The 26,155-nt window shown below is 46.1% G+C and carries 25 protein-coding genes; 9 read left to right on the top strand and 16 right to left on the bottom strand.

Annotation, left to right across the window (positions count from 1 at the left end):
• Positions 1-61: 61 nt before the first annotated feature.
• The 3 genes from metG to tyrS all read right to left on the bottom strand — a co-directional run bounded on the left by metG (position 62) and on the right by tyrS (position 4,268).
• Positions 62-2,065: a methionine--tRNA ligase gene (gene metG / locus HMPREF3090_RS05345; RefSeq protein ID WP_067972805.1), complete on the bottom strand. Its 2,004-nt coding sequence runs from the start codon at positions 2,063-2,065 to the stop codon at positions 62-64.
• Positions 2,066-2,295: 230 nt separating this feature from the next.
• Positions 2,296-2,835, bottom strand: a complete 540-nt coding sequence (locus HMPREF3090_RS05340; protein ID WP_067972810.1) for a C40 family peptidase — start codon at positions 2,833-2,835, stop codon at positions 2,296-2,298.
• A 170-nt stretch (positions 2,836-3,005) separates the two neighbouring features.
• Positions 3,006-4,268: a tyrosine--tRNA ligase gene (gene tyrS, locus HMPREF3090_RS05335; protein ID WP_067972812.1), complete on the bottom strand. Its 1,263-nt coding sequence runs from the start codon at positions 4,266-4,268 to the stop codon at positions 3,006-3,008.
• A 423-nt stretch (positions 4,269-4,691) separates the two neighbouring features.
• Between tyrS and HMPREF3090_RS05330 the strand changes: the two genes are divergently transcribed.
• Together HMPREF3090_RS05330 and glnA are read left to right on the top strand one after the other, a co-directional pair.
• Complete coding sequence (locus HMPREF3090_RS05330) at positions 4,692-5,858, top strand: pyridoxal phosphate-dependent aminotransferase (RefSeq protein ID WP_070486099.1); 1,167 nt, start codon at positions 4,692-4,694, stop codon at positions 5,856-5,858.
• Positions 5,859-6,086: 228 nt separating this feature from the next.
• Entirely contained in the window at positions 6,087-7,427 is a 1,341-nt protein-coding gene (glnA, locus tag HMPREF3090_RS05325; protein ID WP_067972819.1) for a type I glutamate--ammonia ligase, read from the top strand.
• A 92-nt stretch (positions 7,428-7,519) separates the two neighbouring features.
• On the opposite strand, the gene HMPREF3090_RS05320 is transcribed toward glnA, so the two are convergent.
• Positions 7,520-8,131, bottom strand: a complete 612-nt coding sequence (locus HMPREF3090_RS05320; protein WP_067972822.1) for a cyclodeaminase/cyclohydrolase family protein — start codon at positions 8,129-8,131, stop codon at positions 7,520-7,522.
• 265 nt (positions 8,132-8,396) lie between these two features.
• On the opposite strand from HMPREF3090_RS05320, the gene HMPREF3090_RS05315 reads away from it, so the two are divergent.
• A complete protein-coding gene (locus HMPREF3090_RS05315) occupies positions 8,397-9,740 on the top strand; it encodes a glutamine synthetase family protein (RefSeq protein ID WP_305781704.1) in 1,344 nt (447 codons plus the stop codon).
• Between the two features lie 89 nt (positions 9,741-9,829).
• Here HMPREF3090_RS05315 and HMPREF3090_RS05310 read toward each other — a convergent pair whose 3' ends face one another.
• From HMPREF3090_RS05310 to HMPREF3090_RS05300, 3 genes are all read right to left on the bottom strand, one after another.
• The gene (locus tag HMPREF3090_RS05310; RefSeq protein ID WP_067972828.1) at positions 9,830-10,546 is read right to left on the bottom strand and encodes a DUF975 family protein; all 717 of its coding nucleotides are present in this window, start codon (positions 10,544-10,546) and stop codon (positions 9,830-9,832) included.
• Between the two features lie 85 nt (positions 10,547-10,631).
• Positions 10,632-11,327 (bottom strand): zinc metallopeptidase, encoded by a 696-nt coding sequence (locus HMPREF3090_RS05305; protein ID WP_067972831.1) that lies wholly within the window; start codon positions 11,325-11,327, stop codon positions 10,632-10,634.
• 63 nt (positions 11,328-11,390) lie between these two features.
• Positions 11,391-12,320, bottom strand: coding sequence for an alpha/beta hydrolase family protein (locus HMPREF3090_RS05300; protein ID WP_067972833.1), 930 nt, complete (start codon positions 12,318-12,320; stop codon positions 11,391-11,393).
• A 195-nt stretch (positions 12,321-12,515) separates the two neighbouring features.
• Between HMPREF3090_RS05300 and HMPREF3090_RS05295 the strand changes: the two genes are divergently transcribed.
• The 6 genes from HMPREF3090_RS05295 to gcvPB all read left to right on the top strand — a co-directional run bounded on the left by HMPREF3090_RS05295 (position 12,516) and on the right by gcvPB (position 19,178).
• A complete protein-coding gene (locus HMPREF3090_RS05295) occupies positions 12,516-13,133 on the top strand; it encodes a YkyA family protein (protein ID WP_067972836.1) in 618 nt (205 codons plus the stop codon).
• The gene (locus HMPREF3090_RS05290; protein ID WP_083272389.1) at positions 13,123-14,415 is read left to right on the top strand and encodes a putative glycoside hydrolase; all 1,293 of its coding nucleotides are present in this window, start codon (positions 13,123-13,125) and stop codon (positions 14,413-14,415) included. Before HMPREF3090_RS05295 ends, HMPREF3090_RS05290 begins: the two co-directional genes overlap by 11 nt.
• 248 nt (positions 14,416-14,663) lie before the next feature.
• The gene (gene gcvT / locus HMPREF3090_RS05285) at positions 14,664-15,776 is read left to right on the top strand and encodes a glycine cleavage system aminomethyltransferase GcvT (RefSeq protein ID WP_067972839.1); all 1,113 of its coding nucleotides are present in this window, start codon (positions 14,664-14,666) and stop codon (positions 15,774-15,776) included.
• 93 nt (positions 15,777-15,869) lie between these two features.
• The gene (gene gcvH, locus HMPREF3090_RS05280) at positions 15,870-16,235 is read left to right on the top strand and encodes a glycine cleavage system protein GcvH (protein ID WP_067972842.1); all 366 of its coding nucleotides are present in this window, start codon (positions 15,870-15,872) and stop codon (positions 16,233-16,235) included.
• Positions 16,236-16,323: 88 nt separating this feature from the next.
• Positions 16,324-17,688 carry an aminomethyl-transferring glycine dehydrogenase subunit GcvPA gene (gene gcvPA / locus HMPREF3090_RS05275; protein ID WP_083272388.1) on the top strand — a complete coding sequence of 455 codons (1,365 nt, stop codon included), beginning with the start codon at positions 16,324-16,326 and terminating at the stop codon, positions 17,686-17,688.
• Entirely contained in the window at positions 17,688-19,178 is a 1,491-nt protein-coding gene (gcvPB, locus tag HMPREF3090_RS05270; RefSeq protein WP_067972845.1) for an aminomethyl-transferring glycine dehydrogenase subunit GcvPB, read from the top strand. Before gcvPA ends, gcvPB begins: the two co-directional genes overlap by 1 nt.
• A gap of 72 nt (positions 19,179-19,250) precedes the next feature.
• On the opposite strand, the gene HMPREF3090_RS05265 is transcribed toward gcvPB, so the two are convergent.
• From HMPREF3090_RS05265 to galE, 9 genes are all read right to left on the bottom strand, one after another.
• Positions 19,251-19,847, bottom strand: a complete 597-nt coding sequence (locus HMPREF3090_RS05265; protein WP_067972848.1) for a DUF4230 domain-containing protein — start codon at positions 19,845-19,847, stop codon at positions 19,251-19,253.
• 102 nt (positions 19,848-19,949) lie between these two features.
• Positions 19,950-21,041 (bottom strand): metal ABC transporter permease, encoded by a 1,092-nt coding sequence (locus HMPREF3090_RS05260; RefSeq protein ID WP_067972851.1) that lies wholly within the window; start codon positions 21,039-21,041, stop codon positions 19,950-19,952.
• On the bottom strand, positions 21,041-21,919 hold the full coding sequence (locus HMPREF3090_RS05255) for a metal ABC transporter permease (protein ID WP_067972855.1): 879 nt from the start codon (positions 21,917-21,919) through the stop codon (positions 21,041-21,043). The genes HMPREF3090_RS05260 and HMPREF3090_RS05255 overlap by 1 nt, the downstream gene beginning before the upstream one ends.
• Complete coding sequence (locus HMPREF3090_RS05250) at positions 21,912-22,652, bottom strand: metal ABC transporter ATP-binding protein (RefSeq protein ID WP_067972858.1); 741 nt, start codon at positions 22,650-22,652, stop codon at positions 21,912-21,914. Before HMPREF3090_RS05250 ends, HMPREF3090_RS05255 begins: the two co-directional genes overlap by 8 nt.
• A gap of 87 nt (positions 22,653-22,739) precedes the next feature.
• On the bottom strand, positions 22,740-23,678 hold the full coding sequence (locus HMPREF3090_RS05245; protein WP_067972861.1) for a metal ABC transporter solute-binding protein, Zn/Mn family: 939 nt from the start codon (positions 23,676-23,678) through the stop codon (positions 22,740-22,742).
• Between the two features lie 177 nt (positions 23,679-23,855).
• Positions 23,856-24,353 (bottom strand): GNAT family N-acetyltransferase, encoded by a 498-nt coding sequence (locus HMPREF3090_RS05240; RefSeq protein ID WP_067972865.1) that lies wholly within the window; start codon positions 24,351-24,353, stop codon positions 23,856-23,858.
• Positions 24,354-24,356: 3 nt separating this feature from the next.
• Positions 24,357-24,524: a hypothetical protein gene (locus HMPREF3090_RS09840; protein ID WP_158444732.1), complete on the bottom strand. Its 168-nt coding sequence runs from the start codon at positions 24,522-24,524 to the stop codon at positions 24,357-24,359.
• A gap of 124 nt (positions 24,525-24,648) precedes the next feature.
• The gene (locus HMPREF3090_RS05235) at positions 24,649-25,017 is read right to left on the bottom strand and encodes a hypothetical protein (protein WP_067972869.1); all 369 of its coding nucleotides are present in this window, start codon (positions 25,015-25,017) and stop codon (positions 24,649-24,651) included.
• Positions 25,018-25,050: 33 nt separating this feature from the next.
• On the bottom strand, positions 25,051-26,067 hold the full coding sequence (gene galE, locus HMPREF3090_RS05230; RefSeq protein ID WP_070486097.1) for a UDP-glucose 4-epimerase GalE: 1,017 nt from the start codon (positions 26,065-26,067) through the stop codon (positions 25,051-25,053).
• Between the last annotated feature and the right edge of the window lie 88 nt (positions 26,068-26,155).

Raw genomic sequence — 26,155 nt, 5'->3', positions numbered from 1 at the left:
ATAAAGGTTGGAGACCAAAGCCCAACCTTTATTTTTTCTCAATCATTACGCAGCCTGGGAACTAGCCAATTAAACTGCCATTTGGGATATGATCAGACACAAAAACAAGGGACAAGTCGCCATCGTGTTCGGCCGAAAGAATCATACCTTGCGAAATCTCACCGCGCATCTTACGAGCCTTCAAGTTAGCCACAATGATGACTTTTTTACCGACTAAGGCTTGGGGATCAGGATAGAATTCCCGGATACCCGATAGGATTTGCCGGTGGCCTTCATCGCCAGCATCCAGACGGAACTTGAGTAACTTATCGGCCCCTTCAACAAAGTCGCAAGCAATGACTTCAGCTACCTTTAATTCCACCCGGTCAAACTGGTCAAATTTAATGGCCTTATCCTTGGCTGACGTCAAGGTCACTTCTTCAGGATCCCAATCCTCTTCTTCATCTGAACCGGTCGTCGACATTTGCGACTGGATATAAGCCACTTCTTCATCTTTATCCAAGCGTGGGAAGATAGGTTCACCCTTAGCCACAACGCGGGCGGTTTCAGGATAGCCACCAATTTCTAGCGCATCATACTGGTGGTTTTCCTCAGAGATACCTAATTGGTCAAAGATCTTAGCAGGCGTCCGTGTCATCACTGGTTGAATCAGGATCGCGATCATCCGCAGGGTATCCACCAAGTGGTACATCACCGATTGGAGCTCATCTGCCTTAGCTTCTTCTTTAGCGAGGAGCCATGGCATGGTTTCATCAATGTACTTATTGGTACGGGAGATGATTTCCCAGACATTATCTAAAGCAACGCTAAATTTCAAATGGTCCATATTGTCGTGGTAGCTGGCGATCCCCTTCTTGATGGTTTCTTCAAGGGCTTCATCGTAAACCGTCACGTGGCCTGGATAAGAACCGACTTGGCCATCCAAGTATTTATTAACCATAGAAATTGTCCGGTTCAAAAGATTACCTAAGTCATTGGCTAAGTCATAATTAATCCGATTGATGAAGTTTTCTGGTGTGAAGACCCCATCTGAGCCAAAATGAACTTCGCGCATGAGGTAATAGCGCAGGGCATCGAGGCCATAGCGGTCTACTAACATATCGGGATAAACCACATTACCCTTGGACTTAGACATCTTCCCGTCTTGCATCAAGAGCCAGCCGTGGCCGAAGACCTTCTTAGGCAGTGGCAGGTCCAAAGCCATCAACATAATTGGCCAATAAATCGTGTGGAAACGAACAATTTCCTTACCTACGATATGGATGTCAGCAGGCCAATACTTCTGGAAGTTGCCATCATCATCTGTCCCATAACCCAGAGCTGTAATGTAGTTGGCTAGCGCATCGATCCAAACATAGACCACGTGCTTAGGATTGGAAGGGACTTCAATCCCCCAGTCAAAGGAGGTCCGTGTCACCGCCAAGTCTTCTAGACCTGGTTTGATGAAGTTATTAATCATTTCATTCTTCCGTGACTCCGGTTGGATGAAGTCTGGGTGGTCTTCATAGTATTGGAGTAGACGGTCCGCATACTTGCTCATCTTGAAGAAGTAAGATTCTTCCTTAACCAATTCGACTTCATGGCCTGAAGGAGCCTTACCGCCGATTACCTTGCCTTCATCATCGCGATAAACTTCAGCCAATTGCGTTTCGGTAAAGTACTCTTCGTCAGAAACCGAATACCAACCTTCATATTCACCTAGGTAGATATCGCCTTGTTCAAGTAAGCGCTCGAAGATTTTTTGGATGGCTTTTTCATGGTAGTCATCTGTTGTACGGATAAACTTATCATTAGAAATATCCAGACGCTTCCATAAATCTTGCATACCTTGGGCCATCCGGTCCACATAGGCTTGGGGACTAATCCCTTCTTCTTCCGCCTTTTGTTGGATCTTTAAGCCGTGCTCATCAGACCCTGTCAGGAAGAAAACGTCAAATCCCATCAAACGCTTATAACGGGCCAGTGTATCCGCCACGATGGTTGAATAGGAATTGCCGATATGTAATTTCCCACTTGGATAGTAGATGGGAGTTGTTAAATAAAATGTTTTCTTTTCTTCAGCCACGAATGAGTGCCTCCTAATTTAATTGATTTTCCTTAATAGTATAGCATAGATAAGCCCTGACTTTAAAGTAAGTGACTGGATAAATGATCGCCCCTGTTCGACCTGGACAAACACCGAAGAAACATAAAAACCGGGCCTGAGTGAACCCGAATCCAAAGTAAACGATAATTTGAAAGGCGGATGCAGAAAAAGGCTAGGGAAAATCCCTAACCTCTAAATCATACCAATAGCTATAGGTTAATCACAAAGGAAGGACGGAAGTGGTCCACATGGCCGTAAGTCACCGTCTGACCGGGCTGAGGGGCATGGATATAAGTCCCATCCCCCAAAGCAATCGCTACATGGTAAGCCCCACCGGCTCCCTCCCAAAAATAAAGGCCACCAGGTCTTGCCGCTTCAACTGCTTCGTGCGGGCCAATTAATTCCTGGGCATAAGTCGTCCGGCCAATCTGGAGACCGTTCTCCAAGTAAACCTGGTGGACCAAGCCAGAACAATCAAAGCCTGCCGGTGTCGCCCCTCCCCAAACATAGGGCACGCCTAAATAGGCCTCAGCTGAAGCAATAATTTCCGCGCCGAGCTCGGAAGTCGGTAAGTCTCGGCTCAGATCATTCTCCCAATTGATCGGATCCCCTAGTTGGCAACAAGGTCGAGGACAGGGTTCAAAATCCTGGCCCACTGCCTTTGCCGGAAGCTGCCCCGCATGAACGGTCTGGCTTTGGTAGAAAAAGATCGTTAACGCAACAAAAACAACACTAATTATTTTCTTCATGGATGAAATCCTCACTTCTTAAGTATTCCACCCTGAACCATATTCAGTTTAACACAAGCATATTAAATTCCTGTAAAAGTCTTGTAAAGAATATTTTGCCTATAATTAAAAGTCCCCAGTCATAAGCGTGGTGTCATGACTGGGAACTTTTCTCCTAGATATTTGAATGACTAGTCGGCCAATGTAATCAAGAAATATTTCTTCTTGCCCCGGCGCACGACAATATAACGACCTTCAATGGCATCGGCTTCAGAAATTTCATAATCCAAATCTTGAACCCGTTCACCGTTAATATAAATTGCGCCATTTTGGATATCTTCGCGGGATTGGCGGCGAGACTTCTCAACCTCCGCATCCACCAACCAAACGGCTAGGTTAGCAGCTTCCTTAGGCATGGTTTTACCTGGCATCTTGCCAAAGCCCTGCTCGATTTGTTGGGCAGTCAGCTGTTTGATATCGCCTTTGAATAAGGCGTCCGTAATGGCTAAAGCATCTTGCAAGCCTTCTTCGCCATGGACGAAGCGGGTCATTTCCTCTGCTAAGGCCTTCTGAGCTTCACGCTTTTCAGGTTCATTAGCAACTTTTTCAGCATAGTCTGCGATCTCTTCTTGAGTCAAGAAAGTGAAGTATTTGAGGTATTTAATGACGTCGGCATCTTGTTGGTTGACCCAGAATTGGTAGAATTCATATGGCGAGGTTTTCTCAGGATCTAACCAAACAGCCCCACCAGCAGTCTTACCGAATTTGGTGCCGTCAGCTTTCAGCATTAAAGGAATGGTTAGTCCAAAGGCTTGGGCTTCCGGTCCTTCCACCTTGCGGATGTAGTCCAAGCCTGAGGTAATATTCCCCCATTGGTCGGCCCCACCAATTTGCAGGCGAACGTCCTCTTCTTGGTAGAGATGGAGGAAGTCCATGGATTGAAGAATTTGGTAGGCAAATTCAGTAAAGGAAATCCCAACTTCTAGGCGAGAAGCAACGATATCCTTAGCCAACATGGTATTGACATTGAAGCGCTTGCCGGCCGTCCGCAAGAAGTCAAGTAAGCTAATGTCCTTGGTCCAGTCATAGTTATTGACCATGCGGAAATCAGCATCTGGGTCCTTGAGGAAGAGCTTCTTCATCTGTTCGCTCAACTTACGCGCATTTTCATTTACTTTGTCAAGAGATTGGAGCTGACGTTCTTCAGACTTACCTGAAGGATCCCCAATTGTCCCGGTCGCCCCACCAATCAAGATCACTGGTCGATGCCCAGCCAGTTGGAAACGTTTCAGCATAATAAAAGGAATTAAGTGGCCAATATGCAAGGAGTCCCCCGTTGGATCGACCCCACAATAGAGACTGATCTTATGGTTTTCAACATAATCTCTTAAGCCCTCTTCATCCGTCTGCTGGTTAATAGCTCCCCGCCATTCCAATTCATCAATAATATTCATGATAAACCTCCTTAAGTTGATTCATATGCAGGCAATATTCATCGATTAGCCCCGCCTAAGACCCTAAAGTAACAAAAAAGCCCCTAAGCCTCACTCCTTGTGAAGCCTAGGGACGACCTTGCCGTGTTACCACCCAGTTTGCTAGAACACTAGCCACTCGACATGCGTTAAAGGGCATGAACCTAATATCTTAGACTGAGGAACCGTAATTCACACTTGACAACGGGCTAATTTTCACCAACCACTAGCTCTCTACTATCGCGTCTGTCAAGGCTACTGCAATTCGATATTTTATCTATGTGGGCCTAGTATAAGCGACCAAGTCGGAAAAGTCAAACCAAATAAAAATATTTTAGCTCCTGCTTTAAAAGCCTTTGTCAAAAGCCGGACCCTGTAGTAAGCTTGAAGAAAAAGGAGGATTCCATGGACCTATCATATCTTGCACAAAATTACCCCGCATCAACGATTCGGAAGCTAGCTCGCTATGCTCAACAATTCCCAGATGTTGACTATTTCACCATGGGCGAGCCAGACTTCCCTTCCCCCCACTTGGTTAAAGAAACCGCTAAGAAACAAATTGACGCCAACCGGACCTACTACGGCCCCAATATCGGCGAGCCCGGCCTCCAGGAAGCTATCGCTAGCTATTATAACCATCACTACCACAGCCACTACCAGGCCGAGCAAGTTGTGGTCTCCTTTGGTGCAACAGAGGCCTGCCTACTGACCATCATGGCGACTCTCAATCCCGGAGATGAAGTCATTATCTTCACTCCCCACTACCCCAATTACCTGGGCCAAGTGGAAGCTATGCGGGCTAAGACGGTCCTCGTTCCCTTAGAAGCCCGTTACCACTTCCAGCCTCAAATCGAAGCCTTGGAAGCGGCGATCACCGAGCGGACAAAACTTATTATTGTAAACACCCCGAATAATCCCTTGGGCACAGTCATCGATGCAGACAAGGTTCAAGCCATCAGTCAAGTCGCCCTCGACCACGACCTCTTCATCCTAGCTGATGAAGTTTACCACACCCTTACCTATCCTCAAGCCGCCCATAGCAGTTTCGCCAACCCTGACTTGCCCAACGCAGACCAAACCATCGTCGTCGATAGTTTCTCCAAGTCTTTCTCCATGACGGGCTACCGCTGCGGTTTTGCCCTCTGCCCCGATCCCGCAATGGCCCAGGTAATGGCTGAATTCAAGGAAGGCATCGGCTTTGCTGTTCCTCAATTTATCCAAGACGCTTGTCAGGCCGCCCTCGAGGAAGGCCAAGCCGTCACTGAAGACATGCGCCAGGCCTATGATCAGAGACGCCAGTATCTGATCCCCCAGCTCAACCAAATCAAGGGCATCCATTGCGCCGACACCCAGGGCGCCTTCTATGCCTTTGCTGACGTCTCTGAATTTCCTTTCACATCCTGGGAATTCGTCACCCAGCTCATTGCCGAAGAGGGCTTGGCCGTCATTCCTGGTTCAAGTTTTGGATCAGCCGGAGAGGGTTTTATCCGCATCTCCTTCGCTGCCAGCCAGACTAAATTAGAAAAACTTCTAACCGGTCTTCGATCCTTTTCCAAACGGCATATGAGTTAGATTTATTGACATAGGTTTCAAATATTATCGTCATTTTGGATTAAAATGACGATTTTTCTTTGCTTATTTTTGCTCTTTTTGAATGGAAGCTTAATCAAAAGGCAATGTAAGCGCTATTATGTAAGTTATATAATATGACACCTTGCGTGAAGATTTTTTTGTTTTTATCTTTGCCTTAAGTCATAATGAAAACATCAAATGACTCGGAATTAGAAAGAGGAACCACACATGGCTAATCAAATAACCGCTGAATTCATTCGCCAAGAGGTTGTCGATAAAGATGTCCACTTCTTACGCCTAGCCTTCTCTGATGTCAACGGCATCCTAAAAAACGTTGAGGTCCCTATCAGTCAGCTCGATAAGGTGCTCGACAATAAAATGATGTTCGATGGCTCTTCTATTGAAGGTTTTGTCCGCATTGAAGAGTCCGATATGTACCTGGTCCCTGATCTCGATACCTGGATGATTTTTCCTTGGACTGCGGACGAAGGCAAGCGCATTGCCATCTTAATTTGTGATATTTTCTTACCTAATGGCGACCCCTTCCCTGGAGATCCCCGCGGTAACTTGAAACGCATGGTAGCCAAGATGAATGCTAAAGGCTTTACCGCCTTCAACCTTGGACCCGAAGCTGAATTCTTCCTTTTCAAGCGCGACGAGAACGGCCAGCCAACAACTCAAGTTAACGACCATGGGGGCTACTTCGACTTAGCCCCCGTCGACCTGGGAGAAAACTGCCGACGCGACATCGTCTTAACCCTTGAAAAGTTAGGCTTTGAAGTGGAAGCCTCCCACCATGAATGTGCGATCGGCCAACATGAGATCGACTTCAAATATGATGACGTGGTAACCGCCTGTGACCGCATCCAAATGTTCAAACTGATCGTTAAGAGTATCGCCCGCAAGCACAATCTCCACGCCACCTTCATGCCTAAACCCGTTGCCAATATCGCAGGCTCTGGCATGCACTGCAACATGTCCCTCTTCACCGCAGAAGGCAATGCCTTCTATGAAGCTGATAGTCCGACTGGTCTTTCAACGACTGCCTATCAATTCATGGCCGGCATTCTCAAACACGCCAAGGCCCTTACCGCCATCGGTAATCCCCTGGTTAACTCTTACAAGCGTCTCGTACCCGGCTATGAAGCGCCTGTCTATATCGCTTGGTCAGCCCAAAACCGCTCACCTCTCATTCGGATCCCCTCTGCCCGTGGGAACTCGACCCGGATTGAGCTGCGGTCAGTAGACCCCTCTGCTAATCCTTATCTTATTATGGCGGCCTTGATTGGCGCTGGCCTGGAAGGCATTGAAAAAGAACTCCAACCAGCTAAGGCGACCGACCGCAACATCTACAGCATGACAGAAAATGAACTGCGCCAAGCGGGTATTGAACAATTACCAAATTCACTCGACCATGCTCTAGATGAATTTGAACAAGATAGTAAAATCCAAGAAGCGCTTGGTCACCATATTACAGAAAACTTCATCTCTAGCAAGCGTTTGGAATGTAATGAGTACGCCTTACAGATCTCCCAGTGGGAACTCGACCATTATTTTAGAAGCTATTAACAAGTAGCATTAAGAAAGCTCCGAATGAGTCTGATGACTCATTCGGAGCTTTTCTTTTGATTTGCTAACAGGTTAGGCGACTCATCTCAATTCTAGCTACGACGGTTATCGACAGCAGCTAATACAGCAGTTTTAACCTCTTCCGACCCTCGGAGCGCTTGATCTGCCCGGTCCTGGTAGGCCTGGGCTTTTTCTTCATCCTTAATCAGCTTGACATTCTCAAGAACATTGTATTTGGCACACTGCAAGGCTGTATAGAGGTGCTGGACCCCAACCTCGACGTCAGCTAGGACTGATTTCCGACCAATTTCCGCAATTTCCTCAAGCAAGCGCATGGCTTTGAGGCTAGTTTCCATCACTTGCAAAGGAACTTCAGTTGCTCCCAGCAGCGCCTCTTGGATGGCAGCTGTCCGCCTTGCTTTCTCCTCTTCTGTCTCCCGGGGCAAGGCATATTGGGCAAACATCTTACCAGAAACTTCAGCGTCTTTTTGGCTCAAGTCCTTCAACTGGTCAATGTAGGCATGGCCTTGACTTAAGATTTGATCTATCCGGTCAAGATCCGCATCTTTTACCTTTTCTTTTGTAATTTCGAGGACCATACACCCCAAAGCGGTTCCTAAAGCCCCCGTCAAGGGAATGACAGAGCCTCCTCCAGGCGCAGACTTGGATGAAGCCACATCAGCAATATAAGTATTTAAATCCATAAAAACGAACCCCTTTCTTATAATCAACTTACACTCATTTTACCATAAAAGCGCTTTCTTACAACTCTAATTATTTGTTACTTTATATTACATTTAATGCATTTAAGTTTGCCAAAAAAGATTTATAAATTAAAAGTTATTTTAGTACTCCTCGCATGTAATATTTCCTAACAAAATATGTAAATTATCCATTGCATTCTTTTCTCTTATCTTTCATAATGAGTTTATTGTTAGTGGTAAAAAGGAACAAACAAGAGATAGGAGTATTTTTATGGCAAAGATTACAGCTGACCAAATTCGTGAAGAAGCCGAAGCAAAAGATGTGCACTTCCTCCGCCTCGCCTTCTCCGATGTCAACGGCGTCTTAAAAAACGTTGAAGTCCCAATCAGCCAGTTAGAGAAGGTCTTGAGTAACAAGATGATGTTCGATGGGTCTTCCATTGAGGGTTTTGTCCGTATCGAGGAGTCCGACATGTACCTGATTCCTGACCTGGATACCTGGATGATCTTTCCTTGGACCACCGAATCGGGTAAGCACATCGGCATCTTAATCTGTGACATCTTCCTCCCCGATGGCAGCCCCTTCCCCGGTGATCCACGCGGCAACTTAAAACGCATGGTAGCTAAGATGAACGCTAAGGGCTTTACCGACTTCAACCTGGGCCCAGAAGCTGAGTTTTTCCTCTTTAAGCGCGACGAAAACGGCCTACCGATTACCCAGGTCAACGACCATGGCGGCTACTTCGACCTAGCTCCCGTCGACCTTGGCGAGAATTGCCGGCGCGATATTGTTCTAACCCTTGAAGAAATGGGCTTTGAAGTAGAAGCCTCCCACCATGAAGGAGCGATCGGTCAACATGAAATCGACTTTATGTACGACAGCGTGGTAACAGCCTGTGACCGGATCCAAATGTTCAAACTAATCGTTAAGAGTATCGCTCGCAAACACAATATGCATGCAACTTTTATGCCTAAACCAGTTGCTAACATCGCGGGGTCAGGTATGCACTGCAACATGTCTCTTTTTAACGACCAGGGCAATGCCTTCTATGATGCCAACGATGAACTTGGTCTTTCAGAGACGGCCTACCAATTTATGGCCGGTATCCTCGACCACGCCAAAGCCATTACGGCGGTAGGCAACCCTATCGTTAACTCCTATAAACGCTTGGTTCCTGGCTATGAAGCGCCTGTCTACATCGCTTGGTCCCAGCAAAATCGCTCCCCCCTAGTCCGCATCCCATCCGCTCGTGGAAATTCTACCCGGATTGAATTACGGTCAGTTGACCCCTCAGCCAACCCTTACTTAATCATGGCCAGCTTAATTGGGGCAGGACTGGACGGAATTGACCGCGAACTCCAACCTGACGCTCCAACCGACCGCAACATCTACAGCATGACCGAGAGCGAACTAGCTGAAGCAGGTATCGAGCAACTACCGATGACCCTCGACTATGCCCTTGATGAACTGGAAATCGATGACGTGGTTAAGGCTTCACTTGGCCAGCACATTACCGATAATTTTATTTCTAGCAAACGCTTGGAATGTAACGAATATGCCATGCAAGTTTCGCAGTGGGAATTGGACCACTACTTCCAAGCCTATTAGAGCTCAGAAATTTTAAAACTCGTAAAAAGCCATCAACAAAAGGGACTGTTCCCCAGTGTTGATGGCTTTTCATTGTACTCTTTTAGTTTTTAAAAATCGTCCCAGTCCTCTTCGTGCACCCTGTTAGCTCTCGAGCGAAAGCTAGGGCCTGAATCTGGATCAGCTGCCTTAGCAAATTGCGCACGATCTGCTTGCCCCGTCCGCCCCTTAACTTCAACTAAAGTCAAATAGAATTGGCTCTGGGCCAAGCTGCGATAAGGCAGCACATAAACCGTCAGCAAACCCGCACAGAGAAGGTTAGCCACATCCCAGCCTAAAAAGCGCAAATTCAGGCATAGATAAGCCCACTTATGCCCTTGCATCAGCCGCTCACTTTCGCGAATGGCATCATTATAAGCGAGATCAGCCTGGTCCGTCAAAACAAAGGTCACCATACTGTAAGAAAGGGCCTTGTAAATCCCAGGCAAGACCAGTAAGCAAGACCAGAAAAAGATATACATATACTGTAAGAGTTTGGTCATCCCGTACCGCCAAAAATTCTGAATCAAGGGATTCAATAGGGTCTGCCCTAGCTTAATCTCCTCATCTCGCCAATCATTTAAAAAAATCTGCCGGTAGACGATGGAAGATGCTTGAACCAGCAAGTATAAGAAAAATGAAAAAATTAAGCCAAAGGGCCAAAAAATAGCAGGGGCTGAACTTAAAAAAGTTGTCAAGAGCATATAGGCGATGGTAATCATGACATAACGCGGCCAGTCCGCCTGCATAATCGCTTTAGCCTGGTCTTTAATATCAGCTGTTTCCACTCTAGAACCTCCTTTTTAACTTACTATAGCAAATTCACCCCCTGATGGCTTCCGCCTTAAGGCTTATTTCTAAGACTAAACATTCCTAATCATCGCGGCTGCCCCCGAATAAGAGAACCACCCGTAAGAGGGAGAGGGCACTGGCCAGGGTCGCAGCTACATAGGTATAAGCTGCGGCACGAAGGGTCTTCTTCACATAAGGCAACTCAGCTGACGACAGAATCTGCCCCTCCTCTAAGATAGTCAAAGCCCGGTTAGAGGCATTGAACTCAACAGGTAGGGTCACCAGGTGGAAGACCAAGGTCAAAGCAAAGAGCGCTATCCCTAATTTAATCAAAAAGCCATTCATCCCAAATAGGACACCTAACATCAGAATGGGAAAGGAAGCGCTCGAACCAAAATTAACCACTGGGACTAAGCGCTCCCTAAAACGCATGAAGCCATAATCCTTGGCGTCCTGGACAGCATGGCCACATTCATGGGCGGCAACCCCGATAGCCGTCACCGAGCTTTGATTATAGACCGGTTCTGACAAGCGAAGCACCTTGCCTCTCGGATCATAGTGGTCTGTCAGTTCTCCAGCCACCCCTTCGACTTGGACATCCTGGATCCCTGACTCTTGGAGAATATACTCTGCAACTTCACGTCCTGTAAAGCCCCGTTCATTCTGATACTTGCTGTACTTACGAAAAGTCCGATTCACATTAGCGCTGGCTAAAGCTGCAATCCCCATCCCAATCAGGACAAGAATAATCGTTCGGTCAAAAAATGGAAAAAACATCCGCAATCACTCCTTCATCAATCTCTCTACTAGTATAACGAATTTTGAGCCATATAACGACTCTTACAAACTCTCTTCTAGCAATTCCATGACTTCCTCCTGTTCAGGCATGGGATAAAGATAGAAATCGGCCGCCATCAAGTCAAAACGGTAGAACTGACTTGGCACAGCTTTAGCCCGCAAACGCTGGTAGGTCTTCAGACTGCTCGCTTGCTCACTATCCGCTGTGCCTACAATAAAACGCGTTGGTGCGACTTGGCTGAAATCGGTCTGGTCAAGGAGAAGACTCGCTGCTTGTGTTTCGAAGAGGGATTTGATTGCCTGGTTCTCTAGACTTTCTTCTGGGCTCTCACTGGGACCCGCTAGCCAAGGAGACAAGAGGACCTGACCTTGTAAGGAGCCCCTAAAGCGTGGAGCCAGAGCTAGCGAGAAAAGGGCACCAGAATCGCTGGCAAGAAAGTTAAAAGAGGGCAAGTCTTCGTTCACTAAGATTTCCTGGACGAGGTCCGCCAAGCGGTCTGCCTCTTCGTCCAATGTGCTTAGTGTCAGAGGCTGGATGACTGGAATATAGCAGGGCACTTGCAAGCGATCAACCAGCTGCTTTAAGAAATACCACTCCCGATCAGAAACAGCCTGGACCCGCTTTCCACCGTGCCAATAGATAAGGGCAGGGCCCTTTTGCCTAGCTGGACTAATCATTTCATAATAAGCCCCAGCCGACGTCTGCTTCAGGTCCATATTGTAACGCGCCGCTTGGTCTGAACTTAGCAGGCCAGCCCCTAAGGCCTTAGCCTCTCGGATGAGCTCTTCTTTAATTTGGTCGCCATCCTGCCAATAATCTTTAAGCTGGGCAAGCTTATGGCCATCATGCAGCAATTTACTGCGCACACTCCGCCCTTGACTCAGAGCATGGTAGGCATAACCGAGGCCCGCCAAAGCTGCGGCATAGGCCAGACGCCACAAACGTTTTTGATTGGCTGACTGTTTTCCCATAATTTTAACTCCTTTGCATATTTTGACTCAATTATAAGGATCTTTTCTATCACCTTCTACCGTCCTAAGACGGATTTTTGAGTATCGAACAGGAGAAAGCTAGCAGAATACACTTTTCACTTTTAAATGACTGGAATTTCTTATATACTTAATAACTGATATGCATTTTTATAAAATTTTAATGAGGTGAAGATTTTGAAGAAACGATTGAAATGGGTGCTAGCAGCTTCTAGCCTCTTCTTCTTAGGTGCTTGCTCCAACAGCCCAGAAGCAAGCGTTGAAAAACTGTACGATTCAGCAGGTGAAATGACTAGCTCGCTTAACCATCTCCAAGTAGGTGAAGACAAGTTGCAGGAAGCCTTCGACCATGATATTGCAGCTGATGAAAGTCTAAAAACACTAAGCCAGCGTGGAAGTGAGACTCAACAAAACCTAGCCTATCGGGAGAAAAACTATGAGCAATTGAAAGCAGCCTTCGATGATTTTAGCCAAAGCATGCAGGCCTTAGAAGAAGGCAAGAATTCATCTGATGAGGCGGCCTATGCCCATACCGATGTGGCCGAACCTGCCCAGACTGTCATTGACAACCTATCCGCCTATCTCGACAGCTACCGGCAGATGCTCGATAAGGAGACGGACTATTACCAGTCGCTAAAATCTGAAGACGCCAATTTTGAGACCTTCCAGGGCGGAATGAAGGAAATTAATCAATTCCACAGCCAGGCCCAAGACAAGCTAAGGGCTAGCGAAGATGCCTTAGAAGCCCTCAACCAATTAAGCGAACAAAGAAAGGAGGCCGACAATGGCAAATAGAGGCCCACAAAATAAGAAAAAACAAGTCAGAAAAAGCAAAAGCAGCACCTGGAAGATCATCACAGCTGGTCTTTTAGGACTGGTTGTCGTCGCCCTCTTAGGGATCTTTTTCTTCCGCAATGTCTTCTCCTCTGCTGGTAACACCGACTATCAGAAGGCAGATGTCAGCACAACTGATCTAGAAATTTATGACCAAAAGCTGATTGGACGTCCAGCTACCCTCCCCTCCCGTTTCTATGTGGATAGTGGCGTTGACATTGCCTATCCTAAAGAAGGGGTGAAAGGGATCTACCTGTCAGCAACTGGCATGGGGACGCCCCAGCTCCTCCAAGACAATATTAACTTAATCGACAATAGCGGTTTAAATTCCGTCGTTATTGATGTCAAATCAGACTGGGGCTCAATCACAACCCCTCTGGAATCCGATAATCCTTTGATTGGTAAATTCCTTGACCAAACCTTCGATGTCAAAGAAATGATGAAAATTTTTGAAGAGAAGCAAATCTATCCCATTGCTCGGATCACCACCTTCAAGGACACCTTTGCAGCTGAAGAACACCCTGAATGGAGTTTCAAACGATCTAACGGTGAGATTTGGAAGGACGCCAGCGGGCAAACCTTCCTGAACCCTTACAATAAGGAAACCTGGGACTACATTGTGGATGTCGCTCAGGCCGCAGCCAAGGCTGGCTTCAAGGACATCCAATTCGACTATGTTCGCTTCCCTAAAGGCTTTGAAACATTTGGCACCTCATTAGAATACGATATGGGGGACTATGCGGAATACGGCAAGGACAGTATTGAAGCCCGGCAAAAGGCCATCACAGACTTCCTAGCCTATGCTCATGACGCCCTCCAACCTTATGGCGTCAATGTATCAGCTGATATCTTTGGCTATGTAACAACCACTGGGAGTGCCCCAGGTATCGGTCAAAACTACCACGATATTGCCGAACAAGTCGATGCAATCTCGGCTATGATTTATCCCAGCCACTGGAACAATGGCGACTTCGGTCTAGCTGCTCCTGACTTAGAACCCTATAAGGTCGTAGACATCTATACCCAAGCAGAATTGGACCAATTGGAAGCTGTCCAAGATAAACCAATTGTCCGTCCATGGCTGCAAGCCTTTACCGCTTCCTACCTAGGTTCAGGCAATTATAAAGAATACGACGCTCAAGCTTACCAAGACCAAATCGACGCCCTTGCCAAACACGGGGTCAATGAATACCTCTTCTGGAATGCTGCTAACGAATATAATCCTAATGTCGATTATAAATAGGCAACTAAGAAATCGAAACAATGAAAATGCTCCAGTCAAACTTCTTTTCCAAGAATGACTGGAGTATTTTCATTTCTTTTTTCAAATAAATTTGAAAGGGAAAAGCTTGTAGGCTCAGTCTTTTCTCACATTTGCTATTAATTACTTTCTCATCTTTCAGGACAAAAAGCTTTGAAAGCGTTTTATTTTATGATAGTATTAGCTTGTAACTTTTAATTGGTTAATAAATTTAAGGAGGGAAACGTATAGTGAGCGTTAATTTAGAAGGACTTAAACATAGTCCACTCTTCGATTATTATGTGGAAAAAGGGTTAAACCTCACCGATTTTGGGGGTTGGGCTTTGCCTATCCAATTTACCTCCCAAATCGATGAACACCACGCTGTACGGAATAAGGTTGGCTTATTTGAAACCTCACACATGGGAGAAATCATCGTCAAGGGTGAAGAAGCAGAAAACTTCCTCAATTCCCTGATCACAAATGATATCAGCAAGTGTGCGGTAAACCAAGCCCAATATACAGCTGTGGTTAAGGAAGATGGGGGCACCCTAGACGACCTCATTAACTATCGTAAAGCTGAAGATGAATTCATGGTCACTCCTAACGGTGCCAACAAGGAAAAAATCCTAGCTTGGTTAAACGAACACAATGACGGTCAAGTTGAAATCACTGATATTTCTGATCAAGTCGGTTTGATTCCTATCCAAGGTCCAAAAGCGCAAGCTGTATTAGAAAAACTAACTGATACAGACCTCGATAGCATTAAACCTTTCCACTTCTTAGATGATCAAACAGTTGCTGGAATTGACCATGTCATGATTTCACGAACAGGTTATACAGGGGAAGACGGTTTTGAACTTTACCTCAAATGGGAAGACACAGCTGACCTCTGGAAGGCCTTACTTGAAGCCGGTGAAGAATATGGCATTCAAGAATGCGGCCTCGGTGCCCGGGATACCCTTCGCTTAGAAGGTGGCATGTGCTTGTATGGCCAAGACCTAACAGAAGATATCAACCCTCTTGAAGGTGGTATCGGCTTCGCTGTTAAAGTAGATAAAGAAGTTCCCTTCATCGGTCAAGACTACCTGAAAGCCCAAAAAGAAGGCGAACAAAAACGTCAATCACGCGGCTTCGAATTAACAGGTAAAGGGATTGCCCGTGAAGGCTACAAAGTATATAACAAAGACGGCGAAGAAATTGGCTTTGTGACATCTGGTACCAAGTCACCTACTTTCGGCAAGGCTATCGGCTATATGATTGTCGACAAAGGCGCCACTGAATTCGGAGACGAAGTACTCATCCAAGTGCGTAAGAAGCAAGTCCCTGCTCTTGTCTGCAAGAAAGACTGGTTACGTCGCTAATTAAAGCGTTTTATTGAGAAGATTAGAATTTTATTATACAATATAAATGTCACCTAATTTGTGACAAATAAATTATAGAAAGAGGCAAGGAAAATGGCTAAATATTTCACTGAAGAACACGAATGGATTGAAGTTGATGGTAAGAAAGTTCGCATTGGTTTAACCGACTATGCTGTTGAACAATTAGGGGAAATTGTTTACGTGGAACTTCCTGATGTTGATGATGAAGTTGAAGCTGAAGAAGACTTCTCATCTGTAGAATCTGTTAAATCAACCTCAGAAGTTTATGCTCCTGCAGATGGTAAAATCGTCGAAGTGAATGAACGCTTAGAAGATGAACCTGAATTTATGAATGAATCACCAGCAGATGCTTGGATTGCTGTTATTGAAACAGAAGAAGAAATTGATCCTTCTGACTTCATGGATGAAGCAGCCTATAAAGAATTTTCTGCTGAATAAGCCCCTTTAAAAGCTAACGGGTTCAGCGTTTCTGAGCCCGTTTTCTTAAATAAAAAGCTATAATTTATAAACAAAGGATGTGAATCTAGTGTCAGATTACAAACACCGCTACTTACCGGTTACCGAAGAGGACCGGAAAGAAATGCTTGAAACCATCGGCGTTCAGAGCGTTGATGAGCTTTTTGACGATATTCCAGCCTCCGTTAGAGATTCTGTCAAAGAAGCTTTTAAGCAATTACCAGAAGCGCTCACTGAAAGTGAATTAAAGAAACACGCAGTAGAAATTGCCGCTAAAAATGTGAACGCTGATGACTATGCTTACTTCCTCGGTGCAGGCGTTTATGACCATTTCATTCCTGCTGTTGTTAGCTCGATTACACAGCGCCAAGAATTCTTAACCGCCTACACTCCCTACCAACCAGAAGCTAGTCAAGGGGAGCTCCAAGCGCTCTTTGAATACCAAACCATGCTGGCTGAACTTACCGGAATGTATGTCACCAATGACTCTACCTATGATGGCTTTGTTTCCTTAGGTGAAGCTTGTAACTTAGCAACCAAACAATCTAAGCGCAATAAAGTCTTACTTTCCATGGGCGTCCACCCCCAAGGTCGTGAAGTCCTTCACACATACGGCTACGGTATGGATTACGAAGTTGAAGACATCCCGCTTAAGGGCGATGTGACTGACTTCGATAAGTTAAAAGAAGCCTTCTCTGCTGACGAAGTGGGTGCTATTGTTGTCCAATATCCAAACTTCCTCGGCTCAATCGAAGACCTTAAAGCCATTAAAGATCTTATGGAAGGTTCTAAAGCCCTCTTGATTGTTTCTGCTAATCCCTTAGCTCTAGGTGTATTAGAAAGCCCAGGCGCTCTTGGAGCAGACATCGTAGTTGGAGATACCCAACCATTCGGGATTCCAATGTCCTTTGGTGGTCCCCATGCCGGTTACATTGCAACTACTAAAAAATACATGCGTAAATTGCCAAGCCGGATCATTGGTCAAACAGTTGATGCCAATGGTCAACGCGGTTATGCCATGACCATGCAGACACGCGAGCAACATATCCGCCGTGAAAAAGCTACTTCTAACATGTCTTCTAACCAAGGTCTTATGGCCCTCACTTCAGCAGTCTTCATGTCAGCTGTCGGTAAGGAAGGCATTATCGAAATGGCCAAACGTAATATCAACAAAGCTCACTATCTGGCTAAAGCACTCAAAGAAAAGGGTTTTGACGTTTTAAATGAAAGCGCATTCTTTAATGAGTTCATTGTTGACTTAAAACAACCCGTTGCAGAAGTCAATAAGGCCCTCCTAGACAAAGGTTTTGTTGGGGGCTATGACGTCTCTGACGTTTACGGCCAAGATAATACCGTCCTTCTATGCGCTACTGAAAAGAGAACAAAAGAAGAGATCGATGCTTTTGTTGAAGCTCTCGTGGAGGTGACGAAATAATGACTGCATCTACTGAATACAATCAAACTATTTTTGAAATTTCTCGTCCAGGACGTCGGGCCATCAGCCTCCCTAAAAATGACGTTGAGGACTATGATTTAAGCCAGGATATTCCTGACCATCTCGTCCGTAAAGAAGCAGCACGCTTACCTGAAGTTTCAGAACTCCAATTATTACGACACTACACCCTACTTTCTAACCGTAACTTTGGTCTGGAAACTGGTTTCTATCCACTGGGCTCTTGTACTATGAAATACAACCCCAAGATTAATGAAGTTCTTGCCGCTTTACCAGGTTTTGCACAAGTCCACCCACTCCAGCCAAGTGAAACTGCCCAAGGTTCTCTTGAAGTCCTTTATCAACTCCAAGAAATGATCAAGCTCATCACTGGTATGGATGAAGTGACCATGCAACCTTGTGCCGGTGCCCACGGCGAATGGGCTGGGATGTTAACCATCAAGGCCTATCATGACCATAATGGCGAATTGGAGCAGCGCCGCAATATCTTAATCCCTGACTCTGCCCACGGGACCAACCCTGCTACAGCTGCGATTGGCGGCTTCAACGTGATTGAAGTTAAATCAAATCCTGAAGGGACCATTGACGTCGATGCTGTACGAGCTGCAGTGGGACCAGATACCGCTGGGATGATGATTACTAACCCAAGTACCGCTGGTTTATTTGAACACGATATTCTTGAAATCGCAGAAATTATCCATGAAGCTGGCGGCCTACTCTATTATGATGGCGCCAACTCTAACGCCATCTTAGGCCATACCCGTCCAGGAGATATGAACTTCGATATTGTCCACTTAAACCTCCACAAGACCTTCTCAGGTCCTCACGGGGGCGGTGGTCCAGGTTCTGGCCCAATCGGGGTTAAGAAAGAATTGGCTCCCTTCCTGCCCGTTCCTCGGATCGAAAAAGAAGGCGACCAATATGTGCTTAACAGTAACTGTCCAGATTCCTATGGCCGCTTGAAAGCCTACTTCGGTAACTTCGGTGTTAACTTGAAGGCTTGGGCCTATATCCTATCTTACGGCGGCGAGGGCTTAACCCAAGTTTCGGAAGATGCGGTGCTCAACGCCAACTATCTGAAAGCCCGTCTGGAAGATTACTACTATGTACCTTTCAAACAGCATTGTAAGCACGAATTCGTTATTGACTGTACACCTCAGAAGAAATTGGGCGCCAATGCGAAAGATGTTGCCAAACGTCTCTTAGACCACAACATCCACGCCCCAACGACTTACTTCCCATTAATCGTTCATGAGTGCTTAATGATCGAACCAACCGAAACCGAACACAAGGAATCACTCGATCACTTCTGCGACGTCATGATTAAGATTGCTAAGGAAGTTGAAGAAGACGCTGAAATTGTAAACACTGCCCCACACAATACCCCTGTTGCCCGTTTAGACGAAGCGCTGGCAGCCCGGAAGATTGTCGTGACTTACGATTTCGACCAATTAGAAACAGAAGATAAATAAAGACGATGAGCAAATGACCATCGAAAAAAGGAGCTTGGCTTAGGCCAGGCTCCTTTTTATTGACTTTTCATTTTAAAAGCGAACTTCTACTTGGTAATTTTCATGAATTTCAGGATCCATATTGAGCAAGTCTTCAACGGCCTGTTGAGCCTGCTTTTCTGCTTCCTCAAGTAAGCCCTTGTCAACAGCCTTTTTCTCGGCTGTTTTCTTTTGTTCATTGGAGAACTTGCTGTAGTCTTCGACCTTAACTTGGTTGAAGATGCTCGCTTCCTCGTCAAAGACCTTGACCGAATCCGAGTCAATTTCATGAGACAGGATTTTAGCCTTGGGCAGTTTGACTTGAATTTTATCTCCATTGATAGAAATATCCGCTTCCGCTAAGTCCACCCCAGCATGGATAATCCCATCATAAGAAACAATAAATTTCTTATTGGTAAAAGGAAGTTTTAGGCCGTAAAATTCACGGTCATTCTCATAAGCACCCGTATTGGTATAGAAATATTTACTAGTCGTTAGCTCTTTGGCTTCCTCTAAGCGGTTGCCGACAAGTTCAGACGTAATATCTTCATCCCCGGCTACACTAAAGTGCCGACCTAGGCCAAAAGCTAGCCCTAGCAAGACAAGCACCGCAAGGAGGGAAGCTCCTATCGTTTTTTTGCTTAAGCGCATATGCCACCTCTTTTGCTTGATAGTTTTGCATTCATTCTATCACTCTTTTTAGAGCTGGCCCAAGCAAAAAATCCTCATTCCAGTAAAAATCAGTCCTAGGACCTAGCTGATTCCATATTTTCTTTCTAAGTCAGCCAGATAGTCCCGTCCTTGGCCTTTAAGCCGATACTTACCACCCGCTTCTGCAGTGATATAACCGGCTTGAACCAGGTAATCCACTTGTTCAGTCGGCAAGGCGGGATTAATGGACTGAGAGCTCTTGACCCCCTGTAAGAGGATGGCCCGCTTGATTTCCTTTCGTTGGCTGTAAGCTAAGACCAAAGAGGTGATCAGACCCTTTCGATTCAGTAAGAAGGTCAGGAGGAAGGTTAAGCCGGCAACAGTCGCCGTCATCCCAGACATAGAGACATTGAAGTAGAGCGATAGGACATAACCCAAGACAGCGTTCATAACCCCATAGCCTGCTGACAGGGCTAGCATCACCTTGAGATCCTTAGCAATCAGATAGGCCGAAGCACCAGGTGCAATCAGGAAGGAAACCACTAGGATAGCCCCTACTGCGTCAAAGGCCACAACTGTTGTCAAGGAGCACAGGGCCATGAGACTATAAGACAGTATACCCGCTGAAAAACCTGCAATATGGGCAAACTGCTTGTCGAAAGTCGTGATTTTTAACTCCTTGAAGAAGATGACAATAAAGGCCAGGTTGAGGACGATAAGGATGCCCATTTCGAACAAGGCTTTGGGCATTTCGAAATTAAAAACTGAAATGGTATTGAGGGGGGCTAGGATCACCTCACCCATCAAGACCATATCGGTATCCAAGTGGACATTGCCCGCATAACGAGTGATCAAAATAACAGCGAGTGCGAAGAAGAAAGGATAGATGATCCCTACCGCATCATCCCCCTTGATGTAGGGTGACTGGGCCAAGAGCTCCGTTAACCAGACCATGAGGAGGCCGAAGCTAGCCGCTCCTACAATTAAGAGTGGGGACCGGAGATCTCCGGTAATAAAGAAGGCCAAGACAATCCCTAAGAGCACCGAGTGGGAAATGGCGTCTGAGACCATGGATAACTGTCTTAAAACGAGGAAAGCACCAATCAAGGCACAGGCCACTGCTGTAACAATTAGAACCCAGAGACTGGCCTGATTAGCCAGCAATAGGGAGATAAAGTTTTCAAGACTGGACATTAATATTTACTCCTTTCAATGGCTTGACGTAGCATTCCCTTCCGGCCAAAAACCATCGAGAACATGGAAAATAAGGTCATGACCACAATGATGGTTGGACCGGTCGACAATCCGTTGTAGAGGGTTGAGAAATAGGTCCCCACCACAGCCGACAAGCCCCCAAAGAAACCCGCTAAAAGGAGGACAACATGGAAGCGGTCAGACCACATGGTGGCGGTAATGGTCGGAATAATTAAGAGAGAGGCAATCAGAATCGTCCCCACTAACTTGAGCCCTACCCCAATAATCGACATAGTCATCACCATAATCACCCCATACATAAGCGAAGTCCGGTAGCCGATCGTCTTAGCATAGACCTCATCAAAAATAAAGACTTTGATTTCCTTATAAAAGAGGGCAAAAAGGAGGAGAGATAAAATGGCAATCACCAAGATCAACTTGATGTCATCTTCCATGATATAGGCGGCCTGGCCGAAGATATAATTCTTCAAGCCCGCCTGGGAAGCCGAGGCATACTCGGGATGACCTTGGATATAACTCTTTAAGACCATGCCCAAGCCAAAGAAAGAGGACAAGGTGACGGCCAGGGCGGCATCCAGACGCAATTTGGACTGGCGGTTAACCAATTGGATTAAAACAAAGGCTAAAATTCCTGTCCCCATCGCCCCTAAGAGAAGGATTAGAGGGTCGCGCACCATAAAGATCATAAAGGCGAGGACAATACCCGGATAGGCAGCGTGGCCAATAGCATCCCCAATCAGGGATTGGCCCTTGAGTACAGAGATGGAGCCGACAACACCAGCGGCACTAGCTAGCAAGAAAGTTCCCGTCGCAATTAGCAAGAAAGAATAAGAGCTTAAAATTTCCCAATTAAGCATGGTAAACACCTGCCACTTCCCTAGCCAACATGTCTGCCTTGACTAAGTTCTCCGCCGTAAAGCTGCTGTCAACTGGCCCTTGGGCAATCACTTTCTTGTTTAAAATAACCAGGTGGTCGAAGTAGTCACGGATGGTATTCAGGTCATGGTGGACAACGATACTGGTCTTACCTTGGCTCTGGGCATCCCGGAGGAAATCAATAATAATTTTTTCCGTCCGCTTGTCGACTCCTGCTAAAGGTTCATCCATAAAGTAAATATCCGCATCCTGGGCAATGGCCCGGGCGATAAAGACCCGCTGACGCTGGCCGCCCGATAACTGGGAGATCTGCCGTTTCTTATAGTCTGATAGTCCTATCATAGCCAGAGCTTGGTCAGCTTTTTTGCGGTCCGCTTGGCTTGGCCGTTTTAACCAGCCCAGGTGGACATAGCGCCCCATCAAGACCACATCCTCAACAGTTGTTGGAAAGTCCCAGTTGACGGAAGAGGTCTGCGGGATATAAGCGATTTTTTTGTGGACATCCTTGAAGTCCTGGCCCATAATCTTCACCTGACCTGACAAGGTTTTCTCTAAGTCCAAGATACCTTTAATCAAAGTCGACTTACCAGCCCCGTTCGGCCCAATGATGGCTGTAATTGAATTTTCCATAATATCTAGGTTGACATCCCATAGCACCGGCTTCTCATGGTAGGCCATGGTTAGGTGGTTAACACTTATAATTGCTTGACTCATTCAAATTCCTCCTCATATATCCTTGGATAAAAAGGCTGGAGTTTGAGGAGAAACTTAACATTCTCCTATTTCCAGCCTTTAGTGGTTTTATTTTAGGTTATTAGTAATTAAATCGACATTATGGCGGTACATATCGATGAAGTTATCGCCGGTCTGACCGACTGGTGCCAATGAGTCAGAGAAGAGCTCTTGGCCTTCGCCGCTGACTACCTTCACATCAAAGCCCTTCGCCTTGCAGGCTTCCTGTAGTTTCTTCATCCGGGCAGGGTCCGTCGTTGATTCCGAGAAAATAGCCTTAATCTTATGGTCCACAATGAAGTTCACCGTATCTTCGATATCCTTATTGGCCACTTCAGTATCCGTTGACACACCCTGTGGCGCTTTCACTGGGATATTGTAGCGGCGGGAGAAGTAGTTAAAGGCATCATGCGGTGTAATTAAATAGCGTTGCGATTCTGGAATTCCCGCAATTTTTTCCTTGTTTTCTTGATCTAAGTCATCCAATTGTTTGAGATAAGCCGCGGTATTCTTTTCGATGGCTTCCTTATGTTCAGGTAGGGCTTCGATTAGATAGGCCGAGCATTTCTCTGTGGCCTGCTTGTAGAGGTCAATATCGAACCAGAAGTGTGGGTCAACAATGGTTTCGCCATCCTGGTCCATATTCCCTAAGGCCTTCTCATCGAAGTCAGCAGTCACTGCTTTGCCGCGTTGCTCTAAGACATCCACCATCTTCCCTTCAAAGTGTAAGCCATGGTAGATCAAGAGTTCTGCTCCTTTGAGCTTCTCTAAGTCTTGCGGTTTAGCCTCATACAAGTGTGGGTCCTCCCCAGCTGGGATAATCATATCGCTCGACACATAGTCCCCGGCTAATTGCTGGACCATATCATTTAAGAAAGATGTGGTGACGACAACATTCAACTTGCCATCTTCAGCCTGGCTCTTTTGCTGGTCTGAGCCCTTGGAGCAAGCGCTTAAGACAAAGACACCGACCACTAGGAGCCCCAGTGTTTTTAACCATTTAGACAAAATAAAGTCCCCCTTTTTATATTTTTAGGTTAATCTAAAATAAAGTTTATAGGAACATTATAATGTAATTGAGATTAATTCTCAAGCTCTTTTTGCGGATAAATACATGAAAAGAGATTCAACCGATCAGACAAAAAAACAGGCCCATTATTGAGCCTGTTTCACTGAACTCTAAGCTTAGAGTTCCTTATATAAATATGCTGTATCTAACCACTCTTGGAACTTGTAGCCTACTTTGGGCAAGAGGCCTACCTGGCGGAAGCCCTGGCGTTCATGGAAGGCCAGGCTCCGCTTATTAGAAGCCGTAATGACAGCCACTAAGCTCACAATTCCTTTCTCCTTAAGGGTCGCTTCAAGCACCTGATATAAGCGGTAGCCAAGCCCTTTAATAGGAGCTTGACGGTCCGCATAAATACTCAATTCCGCACTGTGCTTGAAAGCCTCACGCTCTCCTAACTGGTGGGCATAGGCATAGCCCCAAATTTTACCCTCATACTCAGCAACCAAATAAGGATAGTCAGCTGCTTTGATGGCCTGATAACGCCGAATCATTTCTTCCTTATCAGGTGCCTCATATTCAAAGCTGATAGTCGTCTCTTCGACATAGGGACGATAGATAGCCGCCAAACGTTCACAATCTGCTAGGCAAGCTGGACGGATCTGTATGTCGGACATGACTTAGGCGTCCTTATCGACATTTAAGGCCTTGAGCAAAGCTTGGAAATCTTCCTCACTCGTCACTGCCTGGTACTTAGTATCTGCACAAACGCCACACTCTAAACCTTCCTGTTTATCCGGTTCTTCGATTGGCATTTCTTCATACTTCTTTTCTTGATCAGTTGACATCTAATCATCTCCTTTTCTACTTATATTTTACCAACAAAATCACAAACTGACAAAATTTTTATGGCAAAACAATACCTTATTTGATTGATTTGACCACATTGGAAGCGGATTAACAAGTTTTCAATCAAAACTGACCAAATTTGGCTTCATAGTCTGCTTCTAATTGGTCTAAATTAGGCTTATCAAGCTGATCAATCGTCGGCGGAAGCTCAGGAGGGATGGCGGCTTCTTCTTGCTGATCCGCCTGGTCTGGGTCCAACTGCTTGAGGTCGAGTTCAGGCGTCAGGGCTGAGGGATCGATGATAGGCGCGGCTGAATAACTTGACCGAGGCTTAATGGCATCCGCTCCCTTGGTCAGGCCCAAGGGGTTACCGGGATCAGAAGTCAGGTCAGGCGTTGTCCCTTGGAAGAAAAGATACAGACCAAGCAAAGCCAGCAGGGACCCGCCTAGGTAAAGCAAGGTCTTCTTTTTAGGGGAATTTTCTTCTGACATCAGCCGGCCTACTTTCTATCACAAACTTCCGCTTTAATCTTGACCAAAACCTTGGGGATTCTTTTCTTGCCAGCGCCAAGAGTCCCGACACATATCTGCCAAGTCCTTCTCTGCTACCCAATTAAAGAGCTCCTTGGCATAGCTCGCATCAGCGTAGCAGGTCGCCACATCGCCAGGGCGGCGTTCATCAATCGTATAAGGAATATCGACTTGGTTGACCTCTTTGAAGGTATGGATCAAATCCAGCACGGAATAACCCTGTCCCCGGCCTAAGTTGACGGTCTCCAAGCCAGTATGGCCCAGGGCATAGGCAACGGCTGCAACGTGTCCCTTAGCCAGGTCCACCACATGGATATAGTCGCGGACGCCTGTCCCATCTGGGGTATCATAATCATCACCGAAGACATGGACTTGGTCTAATTTTCCAATGGCCACTTGGGTGATATAAGGCATGATATTATTAGGCACCCCTTGAGGATCTTCCCCAATCATACCCGACTCGTGGGCACCGATGGGATTGAAGTAGCGCAGGCGGAGGATCGACCACTCGGCATCAGACGTATAGAGGTCACTCAAGATTTGCTCATTCATGACCTTGGTATAGCCATAGGGATTAGTGGCAGAAACGGGCAGGTCCTCTGTTAGAGGCGAAGGATTGGTCATCCCGTAAACGGTCGCACTGGAAGAAAAGACAATCCGCTTCACATCGTGTTGGCGCATCACTTGAAGTACCGATAGCAGGCCACCCAGGTTATTCTCATAGTATTCCAGTGGTTTAGCTACAGACTCCCCAACCGCCTTAAAGGCTGCAAAGTGAATCACTGCCTCAATCTCATGCTGGTCAAAAACCTGATTCAAAGCTTCCTGGTCTAAGACATTAATGCAATAAAAACTTGGGCGCTGACCAGCTAAAGCCTCAATCCGGTCCAAGACAGTTGGCTTGGAATTGGAATAGTCATCAACAATTACGACCTCATAACCCGCTTGGATCAATTCAATACTGGTGTGAGACCCGATATAGCCTGTCCCACCTGTCACTAAGATTGCCATCTTATTCGTCACTCCTTATCGCTTATTCTTACTAGTAAGTATAACACATGACAGCTTTAAAGAAGCCCTAAGCTTTTCATTTCCTATC

Origin of the sequence: Aerococcus sp. HMSC23C02 (genome assembly GCF_001806805.1) — a bacterium.
Lineage (GTDB): Bacteria > Bacillota > Bacilli > Lactobacillales > Aerococcaceae > Aerococcus > Aerococcus sanguinicola.
Note: the sequence above shows the minus strand (reverse complement) of the source record. Positions and strands in the feature narration are given on the sequence as shown.

Excerpts from the sequence above, each read along its gene's own strand:
- galE (WP_070486097.1), bottom strand. The coding sequence starts at position 26,067 with ATGGCAATCTTAGTGACAGGTGGGACAGGCTATATCGGGTCTCACACC.
- tyrS (WP_067972812.1), bottom strand. The coding sequence starts at position 4,268 with ATGAATATTATTGATGAATTGGAATGGCGGGGAGCTATTAACCAGCAG.
- HMPREF3090_RS05250 (WP_067972858.1), bottom strand. The coding sequence starts at position 22,652 with ATGAGTCAAGCAATTATAAGTGTTAACCACCTAACCATGGCCTACCAT.
- HMPREF3090_RS05255 (WP_067972855.1), bottom strand. The coding sequence starts at position 21,919 with ATGCTTAATTGGGAAATTTTAAGCTCTTATTCTTTCTTGCTAATTGCG.
- HMPREF3090_RS05260 (WP_067972851.1), bottom strand. The coding sequence starts at position 21,041 with ATGTCCAGTCTTGAAAACTTTATCTCCCTATTGCTGGCTAATCAGGCC.
- HMPREF3090_RS05320 (WP_067972822.1), bottom strand. The coding sequence starts at position 8,131 with ATGGATTTAAATACTTATATTGCTGATGTGGCTTCATCCAAGTCTGCG.
- HMPREF3090_RS05305 (WP_067972831.1), bottom strand. The coding sequence starts at position 11,327 with ATGTTTTTTCCATTTTTTGACCGAACGATTATTCTTGTCCTGATTGGG.
- HMPREF3090_RS05300 (WP_067972833.1), bottom strand. The coding sequence starts at position 12,320 with ATGGGAAAACAGTCAGCCAATCAAAAACGTTTGTGGCGTCTGGCCTAT.
- glnA (WP_067972819.1), top strand. The coding sequence starts at position 6,087 with ATGGCTAATCAAATAACCGCTGAATTCATTCGCCAAGAGGTTGTCGAT.
- HMPREF3090_RS05265 (WP_067972848.1), bottom strand. The coding sequence starts at position 19,847 with ATGCGCTTAAGCAAAAAAACGATAGGAGCTTCCCTCCTTGCGGTGCTT.
- HMPREF3090_RS05235 (WP_067972869.1), bottom strand. The coding sequence starts at position 25,017 with ATGTCAGAAGAAAATTCCCCTAAAAAGAAGACCTTGCTTTACCTAGGC.
- HMPREF3090_RS05240 (WP_067972865.1), bottom strand. The coding sequence starts at position 24,353 with ATGTCCGACATACAGATCCGTCCAGCTTGCCTAGCAGATTGTGAACGT.
- HMPREF3090_RS09840 (WP_158444732.1), bottom strand. The coding sequence starts at position 24,524 with ATGTCAACTGATCAAGAAAAGAAGTATGAAGAAATGCCAATCGAAGAA.
- HMPREF3090_RS05290 (WP_083272389.1), top strand. The coding sequence starts at position 13,123 with ATGGCAAATAGAGGCCCACAAAATAAGAAAAAACAAGTCAGAAAAAGC.
- HMPREF3090_RS05330 (WP_070486099.1), top strand. The coding sequence starts at position 4,692 with ATGGACCTATCATATCTTGCACAAAATTACCCCGCATCAACGATTCGG.
- gcvH (WP_067972842.1), top strand. The coding sequence starts at position 15,870 with ATGGCTAAATATTTCACTGAAGAACACGAATGGATTGAAGTTGATGGT.
- HMPREF3090_RS05340 (WP_067972810.1), bottom strand. The coding sequence starts at position 2,835 with ATGAAGAAAATAATTAGTGTTGTTTTTGTTGCGTTAACGATCTTTTTC.
- gcvPB (WP_067972845.1), top strand. The coding sequence starts at position 17,688 with ATGACTGCATCTACTGAATACAATCAAACTATTTTTGAAATTTCTCGT.